Annotated in this window: 20 protein-coding genes; 8 read left to right on the forward strand and 12 right to left on the reverse strand. The window is 37.1% G+C overall.

What is annotated here, in order from left to right:
• The first annotated feature begins 14 nt into the window (after positions 1 to 14).
• Positions 15 to 1,433, forward strand: a complete 1,419-nt coding sequence (gene nhaC, locus HMPREF3270_RS03550) for a Na+/H+ antiporter NhaC (RefSeq protein WP_023015017.1) — start codon at positions 15 to 17, stop codon at positions 1,431 to 1,433.
• A 235-nt stretch (positions 1,434 to 1,668) separates the two neighbouring features.
• Entirely contained in the window at positions 1,669 to 2,172 is a 504-nt protein-coding gene (locus HMPREF3270_RS03555; RefSeq protein ID WP_002479634.1) for a hypothetical protein, read from the forward strand.
• A gap of 170 nt (positions 2,173 to 2,342) precedes the next feature.
• On the opposite strand, the gene HMPREF3270_RS03560 is transcribed toward HMPREF3270_RS03555, so the two are convergent.
• On the reverse strand, positions 2,343 to 3,077 hold the full coding sequence (locus tag HMPREF3270_RS03560; protein ID WP_070847938.1) for a CHAP domain-containing protein: 735 nt from the start codon (positions 3,075 to 3,077) through the stop codon (positions 2,343 to 2,345).
• 572 nt (positions 3,078 to 3,649) lie between these two features.
• Between HMPREF3270_RS03560 and HMPREF3270_RS03565 the strand changes: the two genes are divergently transcribed.
• Both HMPREF3270_RS03565 and HMPREF3270_RS03570 read left to right on the forward strand, forming a co-directional pair.
• Positions 3,650 to 4,702, forward strand: a complete 1,053-nt coding sequence (locus HMPREF3270_RS03565) for an LLM class flavin-dependent oxidoreductase (RefSeq protein ID WP_037556060.1) — start codon at positions 3,650 to 3,652, stop codon at positions 4,700 to 4,702.
• 13 nt (positions 4,703 to 4,715) lie between these two features.
• Positions 4,716 to 5,072 (forward strand): DoxX family protein, encoded by a 357-nt coding sequence (locus tag HMPREF3270_RS03570; RefSeq protein WP_023015013.1) that lies wholly within the window; start codon positions 4,716 to 4,718, stop codon positions 5,070 to 5,072.
• Positions 5,073 to 5,132: 60 nt separating this feature from the next.
• Here the strand turns inward: HMPREF3270_RS03570 and HMPREF3270_RS03575 are convergent, their stop codons facing one another.
• Positions 5,133 to 7,394 (reverse strand): ATP-binding cassette domain-containing protein, encoded by a 2,262-nt coding sequence (locus HMPREF3270_RS03575; protein WP_070847940.1) that lies wholly within the window; start codon positions 7,392 to 7,394, stop codon positions 5,133 to 5,135.
• 334 nt (positions 7,395 to 7,728) lie between these two features.
• On the opposite strand from HMPREF3270_RS03575, the gene HMPREF3270_RS03580 reads away from it, so the two are divergent.
• Positions 7,729 to 8,085 (forward strand): transcriptional regulator, SarA/Rot family, encoded by a 357-nt coding sequence (locus tag HMPREF3270_RS03580; protein WP_002479629.1) that lies wholly within the window; start codon positions 7,729 to 7,731, stop codon positions 8,083 to 8,085.
• A gap of 93 nt (positions 8,086 to 8,178) precedes the next feature.
• On the opposite strand, the gene HMPREF3270_RS03585 is transcribed toward HMPREF3270_RS03580, so the two are convergent.
• Positions 8,179 to 8,604: a very short patch repair endonuclease gene (locus HMPREF3270_RS03585; protein ID WP_057509910.1), complete on the reverse strand. Its 426-nt coding sequence runs from the start codon at positions 8,602 to 8,604 to the stop codon at positions 8,179 to 8,181.
• Positions 8,605 to 8,782: 178 nt separating this feature from the next.
• Here HMPREF3270_RS03585 and HMPREF3270_RS03590 point away from each other — a divergent pair, with 178 nt between their 5' ends.
• Positions 8,783 to 9,259, forward strand: coding sequence for a TspO/MBR family protein (locus HMPREF3270_RS03590; RefSeq protein ID WP_070847943.1), 477 nt, complete (start codon positions 8,783 to 8,785; stop codon positions 9,257 to 9,259).
• Between the two features lie 36 nt (positions 9,260 to 9,295).
• Positions 9,296 to 10,156 carry a patatin-like phospholipase family protein gene (locus HMPREF3270_RS03595; protein WP_070847946.1) on the forward strand — a complete coding sequence of 287 codons (861 nt, stop codon included), beginning with the start codon at positions 9,296 to 9,298 and terminating at the stop codon, positions 10,154 to 10,156.
• A gap of 89 nt (positions 10,157 to 10,245) precedes the next feature.
• Here HMPREF3270_RS03595 and HMPREF3270_RS03600 read toward each other — a convergent pair whose 3' ends face one another.
• The 7 genes from HMPREF3270_RS03600 to HMPREF3270_RS03630 are packed head-to-tail and all read right to left on the reverse strand — an operon-like array spanning position 10,246 to position 15,304.
• Positions 10,246 to 11,085: an urease accessory protein UreD gene (locus HMPREF3270_RS03600; RefSeq protein ID WP_002479625.1), complete on the reverse strand. Its 840-nt coding sequence runs from the start codon at positions 11,083 to 11,085 to the stop codon at positions 10,246 to 10,248.
• Positions 11,085 to 11,699 carry an urease accessory protein UreG gene (ureG, locus tag HMPREF3270_RS03605; protein ID WP_002479624.1) on the reverse strand — a complete coding sequence of 205 codons (615 nt, stop codon included), beginning with the start codon at positions 11,697 to 11,699 and terminating at the stop codon, positions 11,085 to 11,087. The genes HMPREF3270_RS03600 and ureG overlap by 1 nt, the downstream gene beginning before the upstream one ends.
• 12 nt (positions 11,700 to 11,711) lie before the next feature.
• Entirely contained in the window at positions 11,712 to 12,401 is a 690-nt protein-coding gene (locus HMPREF3270_RS03610) for an urease accessory protein UreF (protein WP_002479623.1), read from the reverse strand.
• Entirely contained in the window at positions 12,394 to 12,846 is a 453-nt protein-coding gene (gene ureE / locus HMPREF3270_RS03615) for an urease accessory protein UreE (RefSeq protein WP_070847949.1), read from the reverse strand. The genes HMPREF3270_RS03610 and ureE overlap by 8 nt, the downstream gene beginning before the upstream one ends.
• Before the next feature lie 13 nt (positions 12,847 to 12,859).
• The gene (ureC, locus tag HMPREF3270_RS03620; RefSeq protein ID WP_002479621.1) at positions 12,860 to 14,575 is read right to left on the reverse strand and encodes an urease subunit alpha; all 1,716 of its coding nucleotides are present in this window, start codon (positions 14,573 to 14,575) and stop codon (positions 12,860 to 12,862) included.
• Positions 14,572 to 14,985: an urease subunit beta gene (locus HMPREF3270_RS03625; protein ID WP_023015003.1), complete on the reverse strand. Its 414-nt coding sequence runs from the start codon at positions 14,983 to 14,985 to the stop codon at positions 14,572 to 14,574. The genes ureC and HMPREF3270_RS03625 overlap by 4 nt, the downstream gene beginning before the upstream one ends.
• Positions 14,986 to 15,001: 16 nt before the next feature.
• Positions 15,002 to 15,304 (reverse strand): urease subunit gamma, encoded by a 303-nt coding sequence (locus HMPREF3270_RS03630; protein WP_002479619.1) that lies wholly within the window; start codon positions 15,302 to 15,304, stop codon positions 15,002 to 15,004.
• Positions 15,305 to 15,599: 295 nt separating this feature from the next.
• On the opposite strand from HMPREF3270_RS03630, the gene yut reads away from it, so the two are divergent.
• The gene (gene yut, locus HMPREF3270_RS03635; protein ID WP_002479618.1) at positions 15,600 to 16,529 is read left to right on the forward strand and encodes an urea transporter; all 930 of its coding nucleotides are present in this window, start codon (positions 15,600 to 15,602) and stop codon (positions 16,527 to 16,529) included.
• Positions 16,530 to 16,584: 55 nt separating this feature from the next.
• Here the strand turns inward: yut and HMPREF3270_RS03640 are convergent, their stop codons facing one another.
• Positions 16,585 to 17,511, reverse strand: coding sequence for an iron-hydroxamate ABC transporter substrate-binding protein (locus HMPREF3270_RS03640; protein ID WP_002479617.1), 927 nt, complete (start codon positions 17,509 to 17,511; stop codon positions 16,585 to 16,587).
• 164 nt (positions 17,512 to 17,675) lie between these two features.
• Positions 17,676 to 18,827 (reverse strand): acyl-CoA dehydrogenase family protein, encoded by a 1,152-nt coding sequence (locus tag HMPREF3270_RS03645; protein ID WP_070847952.1) that lies wholly within the window; start codon positions 18,825 to 18,827, stop codon positions 17,676 to 17,678.
• Positions 18,828 to 18,924 lie beyond the last annotated feature (97 nt).

An 18,924-nucleotide genomic window follows, 5' to 3' on the forward strand; every position in this document is an offset into this window, starting at 1 on the left:
AAGGGGGACATATTATGAAGAGAATGCCGACATTACTTGAATCCATTTCAACCATCGTTGTGATGATGTTATTAGTTATTGTTGGATTTGTGGTATTTGGAATTCCAGTACAACCATTATTAATTCTTTCAGCGGCTTATGCGTCAGTAATTGCCTGGCGTGTAGGATTACGTTGGAAAGATTTAGAAGAGGGGATTACACAGCGGCTGAGTACAGCGATGCCTACGATTTATATTATTTTATGCGTAGGGATTGTAGTTGGGACATGGATGTATTCTGGAACCGTACCTGCTCTGATTTATTATGGATTAAAATTGTTGAATCCAAGTTATTTCTTGGTCTCTGCGTTTTTAATTTCAGCGATAACGTCTATGGCCACTGGAACCGCTTGGGGTTCTGCATCAACAGCAGGAATCGCGTTAATTGCGATTGCACATCAATTACATATTGATGCGGGTATGGCTGCAGGTGCAATTATTGCAGGTGCAGTTTTCGGTGATAAGTTATCACCACTCTCTGATACAACAAACTTAGCGGCAATGGTCACGAACGTGAACATTTTTGCCCATATTAAAGCGATGTTATGGACGACGATTCCTGCGTCGATTATCGGTATGATAGTTTGGTTCTTTGCGGGATTAAATCATAAATCGAGTGCGGATAAAAGCCAAATCAATGCATTATTACGTCAACTCGAAAATGTATATCATATTAATTTCAGTGTATGGATTCCAGCGATTGTTATCATCGCATGTTTATTATTCCGCTTCTCAACCGTACCGGCTATGTTAGTTTCATGTGTGGCAGCGATCTTTGTCGGCGCACTGAATCATGGCTTTAATTTTACAGATGGTTTTAAAGCTGCGTTTGACGGTTTTAAACCAGATATGATTGTCCATCAAGTCAATTTAAATGATAAAGCGACGACTTTGCTTGAGCAAGGCGGCATGATGAGTATGACGCAAGTCATTGTGACAATCTTCTGCGGCTATGCGTTTGCGGGTATTGTCGAAAAATCAGGTTGTTTAACAGTGATGTTGAACACAATTAAAGATAAAGTCACTTCACCAGGTACATTAATTTTAGTTACAGTAATATCTGGTTTGATTATGGTATTAGCAGCAGGAGTAGCATCTGTTGTGATTATCGTAGTAGGTATGTTGTTATATGATATGTATGACGAGATGAAGCTGTCTCGTACAAACTTATCACGTACACTTGAAGACTCAGGTACGATGATTATTCCATTGATCCCTTGGGGCACATCAGGAATTTATTATACGCAACAATTAGGTGTAAACGTCTATTCTTACTTTATTTGGACGGTACCATGTTATTTATGTGTGATTTTCGCTATATTCTACGCCTTTACTGGCTGGTCAGTGAAAAAGGTGAAATCACCAGACACAACACATTATACACAGCACGGTTAAAGATGAACTGTCTCGCTTTTTAAAGTGAGGCAGTTTTTCTTTGACTTTTTACAATTTTTCAGATTTTACACATTAAACGCGTGAATCCAGGGTATAACATACTAATGGTGGAACAATTATAGTTATCTAAGAAGGATTAATTGCAATTCCAATCATTATCATTAAAAAAATAATATTTATTAGGTTTAGTTGTGTACTAAAACGGTTATTAAATATACATGAATGAGGTGATTCCATGCTATATGTAGTAATACTTGTAGCGATATTACTATTGTGTCTAGGAATTCATCGATACTTCAATTTAGATAATTTAACTGTAAAATATCCTTCTATTATCTATTTAGTAATCAGCTTTATATTGTATTTTGTAGCGATTTTGCAATATAGAGTTGATTCTTCTATGTCGGAATTTTTAGCACATGAAATGTTAATGACGTCTATCTTCGGGCTATTAATATTTTGGACATTATCCCAAACTAACAAAACAAAAGATACTGTTGTTTATACAGTAATGATATTAATCTTATCTCTTATTGAGGTTATGACTACGAGTCCTCAGCTTGGGATTAATGCCACAGTAGAAATGTTTGTGGTACGTATTGTCCTAACAGCCGGTATGGCCATAGGTTTAGGAGGCTATGTTCTTTATAGACAACTTAAACGACCCGTATCAGAAAGCTTCCCATTATTATATGTGTTAGCTTTCGCATTCTGGATTATGATCGCATATTGGTTATAACGTAGTAAATAGATAGAAAAGCCGGCAGGCTTAGGTGTAAATTCCTAAGTCGCCGGCTTCTTTGTTATGCGTATAAGTTAGTGGCAGGATAAGCAATAGAAATAAAAAAAGGGTATAAAAAAACCAACTGATTGTAGCTGATCAGTTGGCTTATATCGTAAATTTATTAATTAGTGGATGTAGTTGTATCCGCCTGCTTGGCTAGCTGAGATTGTACGTGTAGTTACAACGCCAGGACCTTGACCGTAGTTCATTTCTGAAACGTTTACTGAACCGTCGCTGTTTACACTTTCAACGTATGCAACGTGACCGAAAGCACCTTGGCTAGTTTGTAAGATTGCGCCAGCTGATGGGTTGTTGTTTACAGTGTAACCTGAAGCTGCTGCTGCGTTAGCCCAGTTATTAGCGTTGCCCCAAGTTGAACCGATTTTACCGCCAACTTTGTCGAATACGTAGTAAGTACATTGACCTACAGTGTATAAGTTAGCACCTGATGATGAACGGTTAGCGAATGTGTTAGTGCTTGTTTTTGGTGCTGAAGTAGTTGTTACTTTAACGTTGTTGTCTGATGTTAAGTATGAAGCACCTAAACCGCCAGTACGTGGAGCAGTTGCTTGTGTATTGTAGCTAGTGTAGTTTGTATAGTTATTGTTAGCTGTGTTGTTGTTATTGTATTGAGCGTAAGTACCATAGTAGTTATTGAATTGATTAGATTTGTTCCAGTTACCTTCCCAAGTGTAGTGGTAGTTACCATCTTGATCAATTGTATATGAGTAGCTGTAAGAATAAGGATCGTTTGAGTTGTATCCGTTATTTTGTGCAGCGTCTGCATCGTGATTAGATAAAGTTAAAGCAGCGATTCCTAAACCTGCTGTAGCGATTGTAGTAGTAGCGATTTTATTCATGATAAAATATCCTCCTAAAGATAATAAGCTAAATTATTTTTTAAGTCTCGTGACTGGATTAACATTTACTAAATTTCATAATTTGTTTTGTTTGTTTCGTTCTCTTAACGACAAGACTTACTCTACCAAAAAAAATTGCACTTGTGTGGTTTGTTATCGTTTTGTAATTTAGTTCTAATAATTATGTATTTGGATGTAATAAGCATGAAAGTAGGACTATAGTCTTAGAATGTTGATGTTATCGCATTTTTAACATTTTTAATTATTTGTAAAGGCTTTTCATATTACAGTCTTGTAATATAACAGAAAACTTTGAAACATAATTTCTAATGAATAAATGTTGCTTTGTAGTTAATATGACGGAGATTTATTTTTAAAATTCTGTCGAATAGATAGTCATCTAATTAAATACAATAGGTGGATGTTAACTATTAACTTTATGTAAAGTTAGGCTTTTCTTCATTAAATGGAAGTTTTTATCTCTTTGTTCAGCTCGAGTTGAAAGTATTGACTTAAGGAAAGAACAGATGTATTATTTAAGTATAAAAATTATACCTAAAGAGGTGAAAAAAGTGAAACTCGAAATTGGAATGACATCCTTTGCAGACAACACTGATATTTATACAGAAAACGGCATTCAAGAAAAATTAACAGCAGCAGAACGTATTAGAAACATCGTAGAAGAAATCCAACTTGCTGATGAAGTAGGGCTGGATGTATATGGATTAGGTGAACATCATCGTTCAGATTATGCAGTTTCAGATCCTGTGACTGTACTTGCGGCAGCAGCGACAACAACGAAACGTATTAAACTTTCATCGGCAGTAACGGTTTTATCATCAGATGATCCAGTACGTGTCTATGAACGTTTTGCGACATTGGATGCAGTATCTAACGGACGTGCTGAAATTATGGTAGGGCGCGGTTCGTTTATCGAATCTTTCCCATTATTCGGTTACAACCTTGATGATTACGATCAATTGTTTATTGAGAAGTTGGAATTATTGAAACGTATCAATCAACATGAGATTGTTAAATGGGAAGGCGGTTTGCGTCCAGCAATTAACAACTTAGGTGTATATCCTAGAGCAGTGCAAGAGGAAATTCCAATTTGGCTCGCAACAGGAGGCACACCAGAGTCTTCTATGAGAGCTGCAGAGTTCGGTTTACCGATTACCTACGCGATTATCGGTGGTAATCCTAGACGTTTCAAACGTAATATTGCAGTGTATCGTGCAGTTGCTGAAAACAGAGGTTATCGCGCAGAAGATATGCCGGTTGCAGTACATTCTTGGGGTTATATCGCAGAGACTGATGAAGCGGCACAACGTGAGTTTTACGCGCCGACTAAAGTCGCACATGATATCATCGCCAGAGAACGTAATTGGCCGCCATACGATCAAGCGCATTTCCAACGTGAAATCAGCGATGAAGGTGCAATGTTTGTAGGAAGTCCGGAAACAGTCGCAAAGAAAATGATTAAAGTAATCGAAGAATTGAACTTGAATCGTTTCATGATTCACCTGCCAGTAGGGTCTATGCCACATGACCGTGTAATGCATGCAATTAAATTATACGGAGAAAGGGTAAAACCTATTGTAGAGGAATATTTTAATAATAAATAAAGGAGATTGTATTATGTTATTACGTTATTTAAACAATATTAAAATCGCTAAGGAATTATTACAGGCTTCAGAGCCAAAATTAAAAGGTGACGCAGGTATGAAAGATACTTTCGCAAATGTGTTCGGCCTTGATTCTAAATGGGTAACAGTTGCAGGTACTTTAGAAGCAGCAAGTGGTTTAATCTATTTACTAAGCTTCGGCAACAAAAAAATGACAAATGTTGCTTCATTATTAGCAGTAGGTGTTTTAGGTGTTGCAGCTTACAAACACTACGAAGCAGGTCATGGTAAAGAAGGCGCTAAACACGCAACTGACTTATTGAAATTAGCTGCATTATCTTCAGCTGATACAATTTGCAGTAAAAAATAATAAATAATCAGTGTATATATGAATAAGGCTCAATCACAAAACTGTGGTTGAGCCTTTTTATTATGCTTGAGTATAACGTTTTAAATGTTTGGCAGTTAAGGTATCTGTTTGTAGGAAGTCTTTAGGCAAGCCGCTGAATAAGATTTGTCCTCCTTCTAAACCTGGACCTGGTCCGACATCAATGAGCCAATCCGCTTCACACATCATGGATAAGTTATGTTCAATCAGAATCACTGTATTCCCAGCTTCAATTAAATCATTGAAGCGTTTCAATAGTAGAGGAATGTCTTCTTCATGTAAACCTGTTGTCGGCTCATCAAAGATATAAACATAATCAGTTGTCGGTTCGACTAAATGCTGACTTAATTTAACGCGCTGAATCTCACCGCCAGATAAGGTGTCTAGCGGTTGACCGAGTGCCATATAATTTAATCCAGTTTGGCTTAATGACTCTAATGCATCTTCAATTTCTTGATGCCCTTTAAAGAATTCTAAACCTTCATCTACAGTTAAGTTTAAAACATCCGCAATATTATAACCGTTAACTGTTGCTTCTAATACTTCAGGTTTATAGCGTTTACCATGACACACTTCACAAGTCTGAGAAAAATCAGCCATAAAGGCTAGTTCAGTTTTAATATAACCTTTACCGCCGCAATTGGGGCATGCACCTTTAGAATTATAGCTGAACATCGCTTTGCTTAATCCGGTTTGTTGGCTGAAGAATTTTCGTACTTGATCAAAGACACCTAAATAAGTCAGTAGATTAGAACGGCTTGAACCTTGAACTGCTTTTTGATCAACAAAGATAGTGTGTTCATTATCTTCAAATCCTTTTTTGACCAAAGTACTTTTACCAGAACCTGCGACACCTGTCATAACCGTCATGACTTGTTTAGGTAAATCAACCGTGACATCTTTTAAATTATTTTCTGTAATTGGTCCGAGATGGAAATATCCTGCAGGTTGACGCACGTCATTTTTAAGGTGATGTGGTTTTCTTAACGCATGACCTGTCGCTGTATCAGATTCTAATAATGCTGGATAATCTCCTTCAAATGTAATTTCTCCACCATTCTTACCAGAACCTGGTCCCATATCAATGACATAATCCGCTTCTTTAATAACATCAGGATCATGTTCAACAATTAAAACAGTATTGCCTTTTTCTTTAAGTGATTGTAAAATAATATTGATTTTTTGTATATCTTCAGGATGCAAACCAACACTGGGTTCATCAATAATATAAACTAAATCAGATAAAGGACTATTTAAATGACGGATTAATTTAAGACGTTGTGCTTCTCCACCAGAAAGTGTTGTTGTGACACGGTCGAGTGTTAGATAGCTTAATCCTATGAAATCTAGGGCTTCAAGTTGTTTTCGAAGCGGCGCAATAATAAATTCTGCAGTTGGTTGATTCAATTGATCTAAAAAAGCCAAGTTCTCTTTAATTGTCATTTTAGTAAAATCAGAAATATTATAGCCATTGATTTTACAACTTAATACCTTTTGATTTAGTCTTTGTCCTTCACAAACAGGACATGTTTTAGTGGTAACGACGTGTTTTAAATGGCGTGCATAACGTTTTTTCGCAAAAGTTTTATCGCCTAAAAAGATACGGCTGAAACGCGGAATCAATCCCACATATTTCGCAGTTTTTCTCCATTCTTTCGGTGGATTTTTAAGCTTTGTCGGCTGTTGATATAAAAATAAATCAAGTTCTTCTTTGGTAAAGTCTTTTAACTTTTTGTCATTATCAAACAAACCGCTGTCGCGATATGCTTTTCCTCTTTCTTTATCCGGACCGAAAGAAGGGAAGTCGATGGCACCTTCATTTAATGACTTATCCCAATCTAACAATTCATCTAAATTAATTGATTCAATGTAACCTAAACCTTCACATTCTTTGCACATGCCTGATGGGCTGTTGAATGAAAAAACATCAGAATAACCTACAAAAGGTGTGCCGATACGTGACCATAATAAACGCACAGATGCGTATATGTCTGAAATTGTGCCGACTGTTGAGCGAGAGTTGCCGTTATAACGTTGTTGGCTGATTGTCATCGCAACAGGCAGATGGTCTATGTGATCGACGCTAGGTCTAGGTTGTTGATTAAGATGAAACTGTATGTAACTTGAATAAGTTTCGTTTAAAAGGTGCTCTGATTCAGCTGCGAGTGTATTAAAAACGAGTGAAGACTTTCCTGAACCAGAACGGCCTGTAAATACAGTTATGAAATGTTTCGGAATGTCTACATCGATGGATTTTAAATTATTCTGTGTCGCACCTTTGACACGGATATAATCTTGTTTCATCCTTTCATCCTCCTTGTTTGTATATGTGATACACATTCATTATGACATTGATTAATTGTATTCCCCAATATTCATTTATTACTACTTTTATTGCTTTTGATTTTTTGAATAGACAGTCATCCTATTAACCCAATTAACCTTAGTGAAAACTTTACATTCGTGATGACTGATTTCAACATTATGACGTTTACTATTTTGATTATTTTAGGAACAAAAATAGATTGTTATTTAATGAGAGTTGTAATAAAATTAGTTTATGTAGGGGCTTGCTTGAAATTATCAGAACAATTCACTAAACATCTTCGAAAAACATCAAGAAGGAGTGAATTTCACTATGAACAATAAAAACATAATTAATGATTTATCAAAATTCGTCACTGTAGCACAAAAAGTAAGAGAGGTCAGTGCTACAATTAAAAGTGAGTTTCAAATCACTTTTGAAGAACTCTTTATTTTAAACTACATTCACAGCAGTGAAAAAGAACGTACAGAGTTCAATGTAAAAGAAATCATTCAACTTTCCAACTTAAAACCATATTTTATTTCTAAAGCGATTCAAAAGCTTAAAGAGCGTAAACTCTTAACTAAAAAAAGAAATAAACATGATGAAAGAACCGTGATTTTAGTAGTTGATCCAGAGCAAAGAAAGGAAATCGAGGCTCTTTGTAAAGCGGTCAGCAAAGTATTTTAATCATAGGAGAAGTTGGGGAATTTAAGATTATTTCAACAGGCACAAAAAATTAGTAATAAAAAAGTGAGTTATTCATTGAGATAGCTCACTTTTTTATTTTTGTTTATTTTGTTCAATCGCATCTAACACTTGTTGGACACAAGCATCCATGTCCTTAAACACTTCATGTTTCTCCCAAAAACGTAAGACAGTATAACCCATTTCTTCTAATTTCTGATTCACTTCTTGATCTCTTTCCATATTGCGTTCTAATTTCGGTATCCAATATGAACGGTTCGTGTGGATTCTTTTTTGTTTAACATTTTCCCAATCATAACCATGCCAGAATTCCCCATCTACAAATACCATTACGTTATATTTAGTGATAGCGATATCTGGAGTGCCGGGTAACTTCTTATAATTCTTAAAATAACGGACACCTTGGTGCCATAAAGCTTTAGCAAGTTGTGTTTCAGCTTTGCCGCCTGTGCCTTTGATTTTAGACATCATCTTAGAACGATACGCTTTAGATTCTGCCATATAAATTCACCTCATACATATAAGATGTTCTATATTGATATTCCCAAAAAAGCCTGTTGTTATGCAGCATCACGCAGATAATAACATAAACATACAACGATGATATTTAATACTTTTTCTAAAGGGTAGATACATAAAGTAAAGAAAATAATTATATGAAACAGAAGGAAGGGATAGTTTGAAACAACCATTCAAAGTTCTGAGAGATATTGTACATTTAATAACGCCGACAGCAGGGGGCACTTTGGTAGCAAAATATGCGACAAACAATGCACGTCAAGTTTATCAAAAAGAAAAGAACCCGCCGTTTTCACCGCCAGGTATTACGTATCCCATTGTCTGGTCAGGTTTGTATCTTGCGATGGGTATCGCATATATGATTGCACGTAACGCAAGTAAAGATAAATCTGTACCGATTTCACACTATACACAACTTGGTTTGAATTTCTTATGGTCTGTATTGTATTTCAAATATAGACTACGTGGAGCAGCGATGGTTGAAAGTTATGCTTTATTCGCATCTGTTGTCGTCACGTCAGTCAATTTCTATAAAGCAGATAAACGCAGCGGCTTGTTAATGGTGCCTTATGCATTATGGTGTGCATTTGCGATCTATCTTGCGACAGGAAGCTGGATTTTAAACAAAGATCAATAATTCATGTCATAATAAAAGTTGAAGGAAGTGAATCATATGGCAACAACATCAGTAATTTTAGGTGCCGGCGGTCAATTCGGCATGGCATGGGAAATCGGTTATTTAAGAGGTTTAGCTGAGAAAGGTTTAGACTTGAGAGATGCCGATGAATTTGTCGGAACATCTGCGGGTGCACAAGTGGGCACAGTTCTCGCATCAGAAGCAGACTGGGAAACAATATGGGAAGAACAACTAAACTATCAAAGAGAAGGTGAAAATCCATTAACGGATGATGATTTAGCAGATATCTTTGCGCAATTTGATCAATTAGAGAAAAATGCGCGTACTGTAGAAGAATGGATTGATGGTATGAGTCAGATGGCTATGCATCCTAAAGTAGATTTGCCTGAAACAGAAAGACTCAATATGATCAGAAACAGCTTAGGCAATGCAGTTTCGGGCTGGACACCTAAAATCAAAATTGTAGTGACAGAAGTAGAAACAAATCAACGTCGTGTATTTGATGAAAACTCTGATGTATCCTTAGTTAAAGCTATTGCGGCGAGTGGCGCATTCCAAGGAGCTTATCCAACGATTCAGCTGCATGATAAACACTATTATGATGGCGGTTCTTATTCTATGGATAATCCAGATGTCAGTGAAGCGGATAAAGTTGTGGTATTAGCTGCGAATTTACCAGTGAAAACACCTTATGCATTATCTGATTTAGTGGACCATATGCAAGAACGAGGTCAAAGTGTGTATACAGTCAAACCAGATAGCACTGTAATGAGCATTCTGGAAAAATATGATTATAATACAATGAATGGTGCATTACGTAAAGAAGTAGCTGAAGCTGCACGCCAACAAGGACATGAAGAAGCACAAGCGCTTAAAGCATTTTGGAATAAACAGTAACTTATAAAATTATGTATGTAAAAAGGACGGTTATCAAAGAATGAATAACCGTCCTTTAGTTTGCAATCAGGTGTATAACTTGATTGTTATTAATATTTTCTTAAGAAATCTACATCTCTGTCATAATGTTTTCTGACAAGTTGTTGTTGCACGTCATTTAGAATATCTAAAATTAAATCAGTTTGATGTGCAAGAATACGGATACTGATACCATGTGTCGCAAGTTCAGTAATACCGATTCTGCAGTCTTCTTGTTTCGCATAAGGTGCCATAATCTCATAAAGTTCTTCAACTGTTTCTTTATTCGCATCTGGATGAATGAAATAACAAGACCCTAGATGAGAATAACCTTCCATATAACCTAAAGCATCTACACGATTTTTATTTGGATCCAACAACAAGTTATCATAGACGACTAATTCACCGTCAACGAAAATTTCATTAAGCAGGTGAAGATAGTCATACGTAAAGTGCGCTTCATCTGGAGAATAACCAGGCGTTAAGATATCGGTATAAAACATTGCGCCGGTTTTAGCCAGATGATATTGATTATGCTGATAAAACTTTGCATCTTTATAAGCTATAATCGGATCGCCTACATATTCCATATAAGCGTTATCTTCAATCGTGAACGTTTGGTACTGTTCAACATGATCTTTCAATGTTTTGTAGATTTTTGTTGCACCTTGCGATGTGAGTGTCGTTGCCGCATTTTCTTTTACTTTAACATTTAAGCGATAACGGTCTCCATCTAAATAGCCGCCGCCGACATTAACAATATAGAATGTCGGGATATTTGAGCCATTTAAATAAATAGGGCGAATCACTTTTAATGCTTGTTCAAAAAAGATATCGCGTGCTACAGAACGTTCACCGTCATTAAAGACGGTGATATCTAACTGTCCTGTCCATTGCTTTTCTTCAGACATTACTCTAGTCCTTTAAGCAGCACATCACGTTCAATCCAGTTAATCACATTGTCTAAACCTTCTTCTGTTTTAAGGTTTGTGAATGTGAATGGACGATCACCACGGAAAGTACGTGTATCTTCAGCCATTTGGTCTAAAGATGCGCCGACATAAGGTGCTAAATCTGTTTTGTTGATGATGAAGAAATCAGATTTAATCATACCTTGGCCGCCTTTACGTGGGATTTTTTCACCTTGTGCAACGTCGATAATATAAATTGAGAAATCTACAAGTTCTGGACTGAATGTCGCAGCTAAGTTGTCGCCGCCTGATTCTACGAAAATCAATTCAATATCTTCATGACGTTCAACTAATTCATCAATTGCCGCAAAGTTCATTGAAGCATCTTCACGAATTGCTGTATGAGGGCAACCGCCAGTTTCAACTCCGATGATACGATCTGCAGGAAGTACGCCAGAATTTACTAAGATTTTTTCGTCTTCTTTTGTATAAATATCATTTGTAATAACACCGATGCTTAATTCTTTAGAAAGATGTTTTACTACTTTTTCTACAAGTTCGGTTTTACCTGCGCCTACAGGGCCGCCGACTCCGATTTTAATAGGTTGAGTCATAAATCTTGCCTCCTAAGAAATAAAGATTCGTACATTCACTTTTTCATGTTCCATTTGATTGATTTCAAGTCCTGGTGCAGTGATGCCGAATTCAGATGCTTTAAGCTCAAAAATATGGTCGCGTGTTTGTTTCATAAAAGGAATCATCTGCGTCACAATACGTTGACCTGCAGTTTGTCCTAATGGAATGGCTCTGACCGCATTTTGAGTTAAAGATGAAACGTTTTGATATAAATAATAATCGATAATCATTTCAATATCGACACCGAGATAATGACCAAGCATTGTAAAGCAGATTGCTGGATGCAATTTCGCTTGTTTTGCTTGATATTGTTCGTGATACCAATGAATCCATTCACTATCGTAAAGTTCATCAGCTAGTTTCACCATACGTGTTCCCATTTGTTTGGTACCGACACGTGTTTCTCTCGGCATATTTTGAACAAATAATAAACGATCTAATTCTAACACTCTTTTTTCATCATTCTGATTCAGTGCTTCGTAAACGAAGCGCATCGCTAATCCATCCGCATATGTGAGTTGTTCACTTAAAAACAGTTTCAACCATTCTTGGAAGGACTGTTCATCATGAACAGTCCCTCTTTGGATATAAGTTTCTAATCCGAATGAATGGCTGAAAGCACCTGTAGGGAATTGCGAATCGCAAAATTGAAACAAGCGTAAAGACGCATGATCAATCATGTGAATGTCCTATATGACGGAAGGCTTTGTTTACTTTGCGATCCTCACGTAAGTGGGGGATGCCTAATGATTTTAATAAATCTTCAACTAAATAATCGTATTGTACCAACATTTCATTTTCTGTGAATTGTGCAGGTAAATGACGGTTACCAAGCTGATGGGCAATATCTCCCATTTCTTGCAGTGAACGTGGTTTGATAACCAAAATATCTTCAGAATTGACATCAACCACGATACGGTTGTTGTCATCTTCATATAAGATGTCGCCATACTGCAAGTCTACAGGGTTTTTTAAGCGGATTCCGATTTCATTACCGTGGTCAGTTTTGACACGTTGGATGCGTTTAACTAAATCAGAGTTTTCTAGATACACTTTTTCAGTGTGCTTTTGTTTTTCTTCAGGTGATAAATTGGCGATATTGCCAAGAATTTCTTCTACTATCATGAAAGCTTGCCTCCTAGAATAAGAAGTAACGTTGTGTTAATGGCAACTCTTTAGCAGGTTCGCTTGTGATTTTTTCGCCATCTACAAACACTTCATACGTTTGTGGATCTACGTCTAATTTTGGTGTTGCTGTATTGTTTTTCATATCTGTTTTACGTAGGTTACGGATATTTTTAACTGGACGGATTAAACGATGCAAGTTCAATTGACGTTGAATATCATTCATATAAGCAATGTTTGATACGAATGTCATGTTTGTACCTGTCATGTTACCGCCAAGTTGACCGTACATTTTACGGAATTTAAGAGGTTCTGAGATTGGGATAGAACCATTTGCATCACCGTTGATTGCTGTACTGATCATTCCGCCTTTTAAGACAACATCAGGTTTTACACCAAAGAATGCAGGTTCCCAAATTACAATATCCGCAAGTTTGCCAGGTTCAATTGAACCGACATATTCAGAGATACCGTGTGTAATCGCAGGGTTGATTGTGTATTTTGCGATATAACGTTTGATACGGTTGTTGTCATTGTATTCTGAGTCGCCATCTAAATAACCGCGTTGTTCTTTCATACGGTGTGCGACTTGCCATGTACGTGTGATAACTTCACCGACACGACCCATTGCTTGTGAGTCAGAGCTGACCATACTGAATACACCCATATCTTGTAACACGTCTTCCGCTGCAATTGTTTCTTTACGGATACGTGAATCAGCGAATGCTACGTCTTCAGGAATAGAAGCGTTCAAGTGGTGTGTAATCATAACCATATCTAAGTGCTCATCAATTGTATTTGTTGTGTAAGGTAGTGTTGGGTTAGTAGATGATGGAAGGACATTAGGATAGCTTGCTGATTTGATTAAGTCAGGCGCATGTCCGCCACCAGCACCTTCAGTGTGGTACATATGAATGACACGGTCTTTGATTGCTTTCATCGTATCTTCCATGAAGCCCGCTTCATTCAACGTATCTGCATGTAATGCGATTTGAACATCATAATCATCAGCTACATCTAATGCATGACTTAGCGCAGATGGTGTTGCTCCCCAGTCCTCATGGACTTTCAAGCCGATTGCGCCAGCGTGGATTTGTTCAATTAATGCTGTGTGGTTGTGTGCTTGTCCTTTACCAGTGAAACCAACGTTGACTGGTAAAGCTTCCGCTGCTTCTAACATACGGTGCATATGCCATGGACCCGGAGCAACCGTAGTGGCTTTAGAACCTTCAGAAGCACCAGTACCGCCGCCGATATGTGTTGTAACACCACTTTCAAGCGCAACCCATGATTGTTCAGGGTTAATAAAGTGTACGTGTGTATCAATACCGCCAGCTGTTACGATCTTACCTTCAGCTGAAATGATATCAGTGTTTGCACCGATAATGATATTAACGTTGTCCATAATATCAGGGTTACCAGCTTTACCATATCTCATGATATAGCCGTTTTTAATTCCGATATCTGCTTTGTATACTTTATCGTAATCAATAATAACTGCGTTTGTAATAACAGTATCTGCAACATTACGGTCATCACGTGTTACGTTAGGGTTTTGAGCCATACCATCACGCACAGATTTACCGCCGCCGAAAGTAGCTTCATCCCCATATGACGCATAGTCTTTTTCTACTCGTGCAAACAAGTTTGTATCAGCTAATCGAATAGAATCGCCGACAGTCGGACCATATAAACTTGTATATTGAGATTGTGTCATTTTAAAGCTCATCGATCATACCCACTTTCTTTATTCGCATTTTTCATTCCTTCGTCGTCTTTAATACCAGCGTTCGGATGATCATCGTCTACACGGAAGACACGATCTTCATCAATCGGTCCATTAACCATTCCTCGGAATCCGTAAATACGACGATTACCGTTATATTCCACAAGTTGTACTTTCTTTTCATCCCCAGGTTCAAAGCGTACAGCTGCGCCAGCTGGAATATCTAAATGTTTACCATATGCTTTCTCTCTATCAAATTTTAAGCCATCATTTACTTCAAAAAAATGATAATGAGAACCGACTTGAATAGGGCGGTCTCCTATATTTTTAACAACGATTACTGTTTCAGTAGAATCAGTACCTTTATTTATTTCTATTTCAGTACGTTTTACTATAATTTCACCAGGTCTCATAATATATAATCCCCCTTTAAACAATCGGATGATGTATCGTAATTAATTTTGTGCCGTCAGGGAATGTAGCTTCAACTTCGATGTCTGTGATCATATCTGCTACACCTTCCATTACATCATCCTTATTTAAAATTTGTCTGCCGTAACTCATAAGGTCGGCAACGCTCTTACCATCTCTTGCACCTTCTAACATTTCGTAACTGATGATAGCTACCGCTTCAGGATAGTTTAATTTTAAACCGCGTTTTTGACGTCTGCGTGCAACGTCATTCGCAATAACCAACATCAATTTATCTTGTTCACGTTGAGTAAAATGCAAAGTAATCCCTTCTTTCATATATGTTAAATAATACTAATCCATTGTAAGACTCGACTTATCGATATACAAGAAATATATATATGTGGTGCCAAATATAATTGCAAATTAACAAGTTAAGGCTTGAATATACACTTTAATTAACCCAAGGGAGTTTTACCTTTTTTGGTACATTTTCAAACAAACGTTGTATTTTAATCTAAAAAATTATAAATAGAGAGCAATAGGTTTTATTCACAATCCTATTTTGTTAAAATTATAACTGTTTATAAATTTTGAGAAATCAGGTGAAGGATCGATGCGTCAATTAGTCGACGTTGTATTAAAGAATATCTCACAAGTATTATTGTTAAATAATGCTTGGACAGGGCTATTCATTTTAGCAGGTTTATTTGTAGCAAATTGGAAAGTAGGGCTAGCAGCATTGCTTTCTAGTTTGATTGCTTATGTATTAGCACCTTATACAAATTATTCCAAAGAAGAAATCAAAGAGGGGCTGGCTGGTTTTAATCCTGTGCTGACAGGTGTGGCTTTAACCATATTCTTAGTGCCAGACATTAAAGGTATTGGTATGACAGCACTTGCGGTTGTATTGACATTACCGCTTGGTGCCGCATTTCGTCATTTATTATCGCGTTTTGACTTGCCGATGTTGACCATGCCGTATGTGTTTATCAGTTGGATGTTTTTATTTATGTCCTTCCAATTCGAACACGTCAATGCTGGGGTTAATATTTTACCTTCTACGGTACGTGAGATTACATTTTCACATCACGCGATTAACGGTGTGATGACTTTCTTAGATGGCTTTAGTGAAATTTTCTTGGTGAAAAGTACAGTAGGGGGCTTATTGATACTGATTGGTATCTTTATTGCTTCTAAACGTGCAGGTATCTTCTCAGTCGTCGCAAATATTATCGGTGTTTTTGTGGTAATGTTATTTGGGGCGAACCATGATGATATAAATACAGGATTATATGGCTATAATGTTATCTTAGTAATATTGGCTTTAGGTGTTACCTTTAAAGAAACTTCAGTATTTAACAAATATTTAAGTATGTTATTTGGTATTTTTATCACAGTGGTTGTACATGCTGGTTTAGTGACTTGGTTAAAACCATTCGGCTTGCCAGTATTCACATTACCGTTCATCGTCGCAACATGGTTGATGTTGATGGCAGGTAAACCAAATGTGATGCCTGTTGAAAGCGAAACTGAAAATAAATAATATATAAAGAAAACGGCTTACACAACCTGTTTACTGTGTAAGCCGTTTTTTCATATTATTTAGATGCTGCTTGTTCGAGTTTTTCTTTTAAATCTTTACGCATGAATTCTAATGTGTAAGGGTCGTTGAACCAGTATGTTTTCGCATCTACTTTGATGACATGTCCTTCTTTAACTGCTGGAAGGTTTTTCCAAAGGTTTGTTTGAGTATAAGATGGTTCAGCTTTGCCGGCACGTGTTGATACAATATAGTCGCCTGCATATTCAGGGATTTTCTCTTGTTTGATTTCTGCCCAACCATCTTTTTTAACTAGTTCTTTTTGTTTTTCTGGCATTTGTAAGCCGAATGCTTGATAAATCACTTCACCGCCACGACCCCAGTTTGGACCGTACGTATAAAGTTTTTTATCGAATTCATCTAATAATGAGATTGTTGAATCTTTACCGATTTTATCTTGAATCTCTTTACCATCTTTTTTAGTTTCTTTTTTCCAATCCTCTGTCCATTTTTTAGCTTCGTCTTCTTTACCTAACAATTTACCTAGTTCAATTTGTTGATCTAAGTACTTATGTTTTGCGTAGTCGAAAACTACAGTAGGAGCTGCTTTTTGATATTTCTTGATGTTTTTATCTGTTGAATAAACAATGATTAAATCTGGTTTTTGTTTGATTACTTTTTCAACATCTTCGCTGCCAGTGGCGCCGATTTTTTCAACACCTTTGAATTTTTCTTTTAAGATAGGGCTGTCATCGACTTGGCTGTTGACTGCTACAACGTTACCGCCTAATTTTTTTACACCGCCAGCGTATGTAGGTGCAACAACCGCAATACGTTTAGGTTCTTTTGGAATATCTACTTTCTTACCGTTATCCATTGTATATGAACGTGTTTCTTTTTTTGAATCTTTTTGATCACTGGATTGTTTACCGCATGCTGCAAGCACAAGGACTAACACAATCAGTGGGATGAGTAATTTTTTCATCTTTATATCTTCCTCCTAATTGAAAACGATTATCGTTTAGCGTTATTCAAAATTATAAAGGGTATTGGCAGAAAGCACAATATAAATTTCTAAATAAATCAACATTTATTATTTGTTTAAAATGAAAAACACTATGTTCGACTATTGAACATAGTGTTAAGTCACTAGAATAAGTTGAGTTCTGATTTGGCAATATTTGTGTAAGCTGCATCTTCCATTGGCGGATTATGCAGACCAGCACGCATGTCACGATAATAGCGTTGAAGCGGGCGATCCATTTCTAAACTTTTCGCACCGACAATGCGCATTGCTAAATCGATGACTTTCAAACCTTGATTCATTACTAAAATTTTACTTGCGGAAGTTTCATTCCAAACAGGTGCATCAGGGGCTTCATGATACGTACGGGCTGTAGACCATAAAAAAGCACGTGCTGAAAGTAACAACGACTCCATTTCACCGATTGATTGTTGGACAGTCGGAAGATGTCCGATAGGGTAATCAATACTATTTGGCTGATGTGTTTTGGCGAAGTCTTTCGCATAATCTGCCGCAGCTTGTGCAATACCTAAATACACACTTGGGATATGCAGAATCCAACCGTTCGGTCCTTTTGAACCGCCCGCAACTTCTACAAAGTTTTCTTGTGGTATATGCACATCTTCTAATACCAGGTCATGACTTTCCGTCGCACGCATGCCGACCACATTCCAAGTTTCAGCAACAGACACTCCAGGCGTTTCTTTTTCAACTAAGAAGAAACCGAATTGGTCTGTGGCTTCATTGTAGCCGCTGACTAAGAAATGGGTTAAAGCTGGCAACATTGAAGTAAAAGTTTTAACGCCGTTTAAAACATATTCTGAACCTGAGCGTTTAGCGTGTGTTGAAGGTTTGCCGCCACGTGTCGGACTTCCAGTATCCGCTTCACTCACCGCTCTATTAATCAACGCACCTTCTTGAATAGCTTGTGCTAATTGATCGAGTAGGTGAGGCTCCCATTTTTGTTCTTCAAATATTTGTCCTGCAGTACTTAAATGCCAACCGATAGATAAAGCTGTGGCACCATCAATAGAACCTAAATAACTTTGGATGATAACCATATCTTCAATTGTCGCACCTTCACCGCCATAAGCTTTCGGCAAGGTTAATAAGGTATAACCTTCTTTAACGAGCCAATCAATATTCTCGTGAGGGAAGCGGCTATGCGCATCATTGTATGCTGCATGTGCTTGAAATTCGTCTTTGACTGATTGTAATTTTGTTAACCATTTACGTTGAATCTCTGTATGAATTAATCCTGATTCTAACAATGTCATTCCTCCTGACGTTTGTTGCCTTGTTAAGTTTAGTGTATCACTCGGAATAGAAAGTTGGTAGTTTTTAGCGGTCTGCATTTGTTTTACGAGAAAAGCT

This window comes from Staphylococcus sp. HMSC65H10 (genome assembly GCF_001839185.1).
Lineage (GTDB): Bacteria > Bacillota > Bacilli > Staphylococcales > Staphylococcaceae > Staphylococcus > Staphylococcus simulans.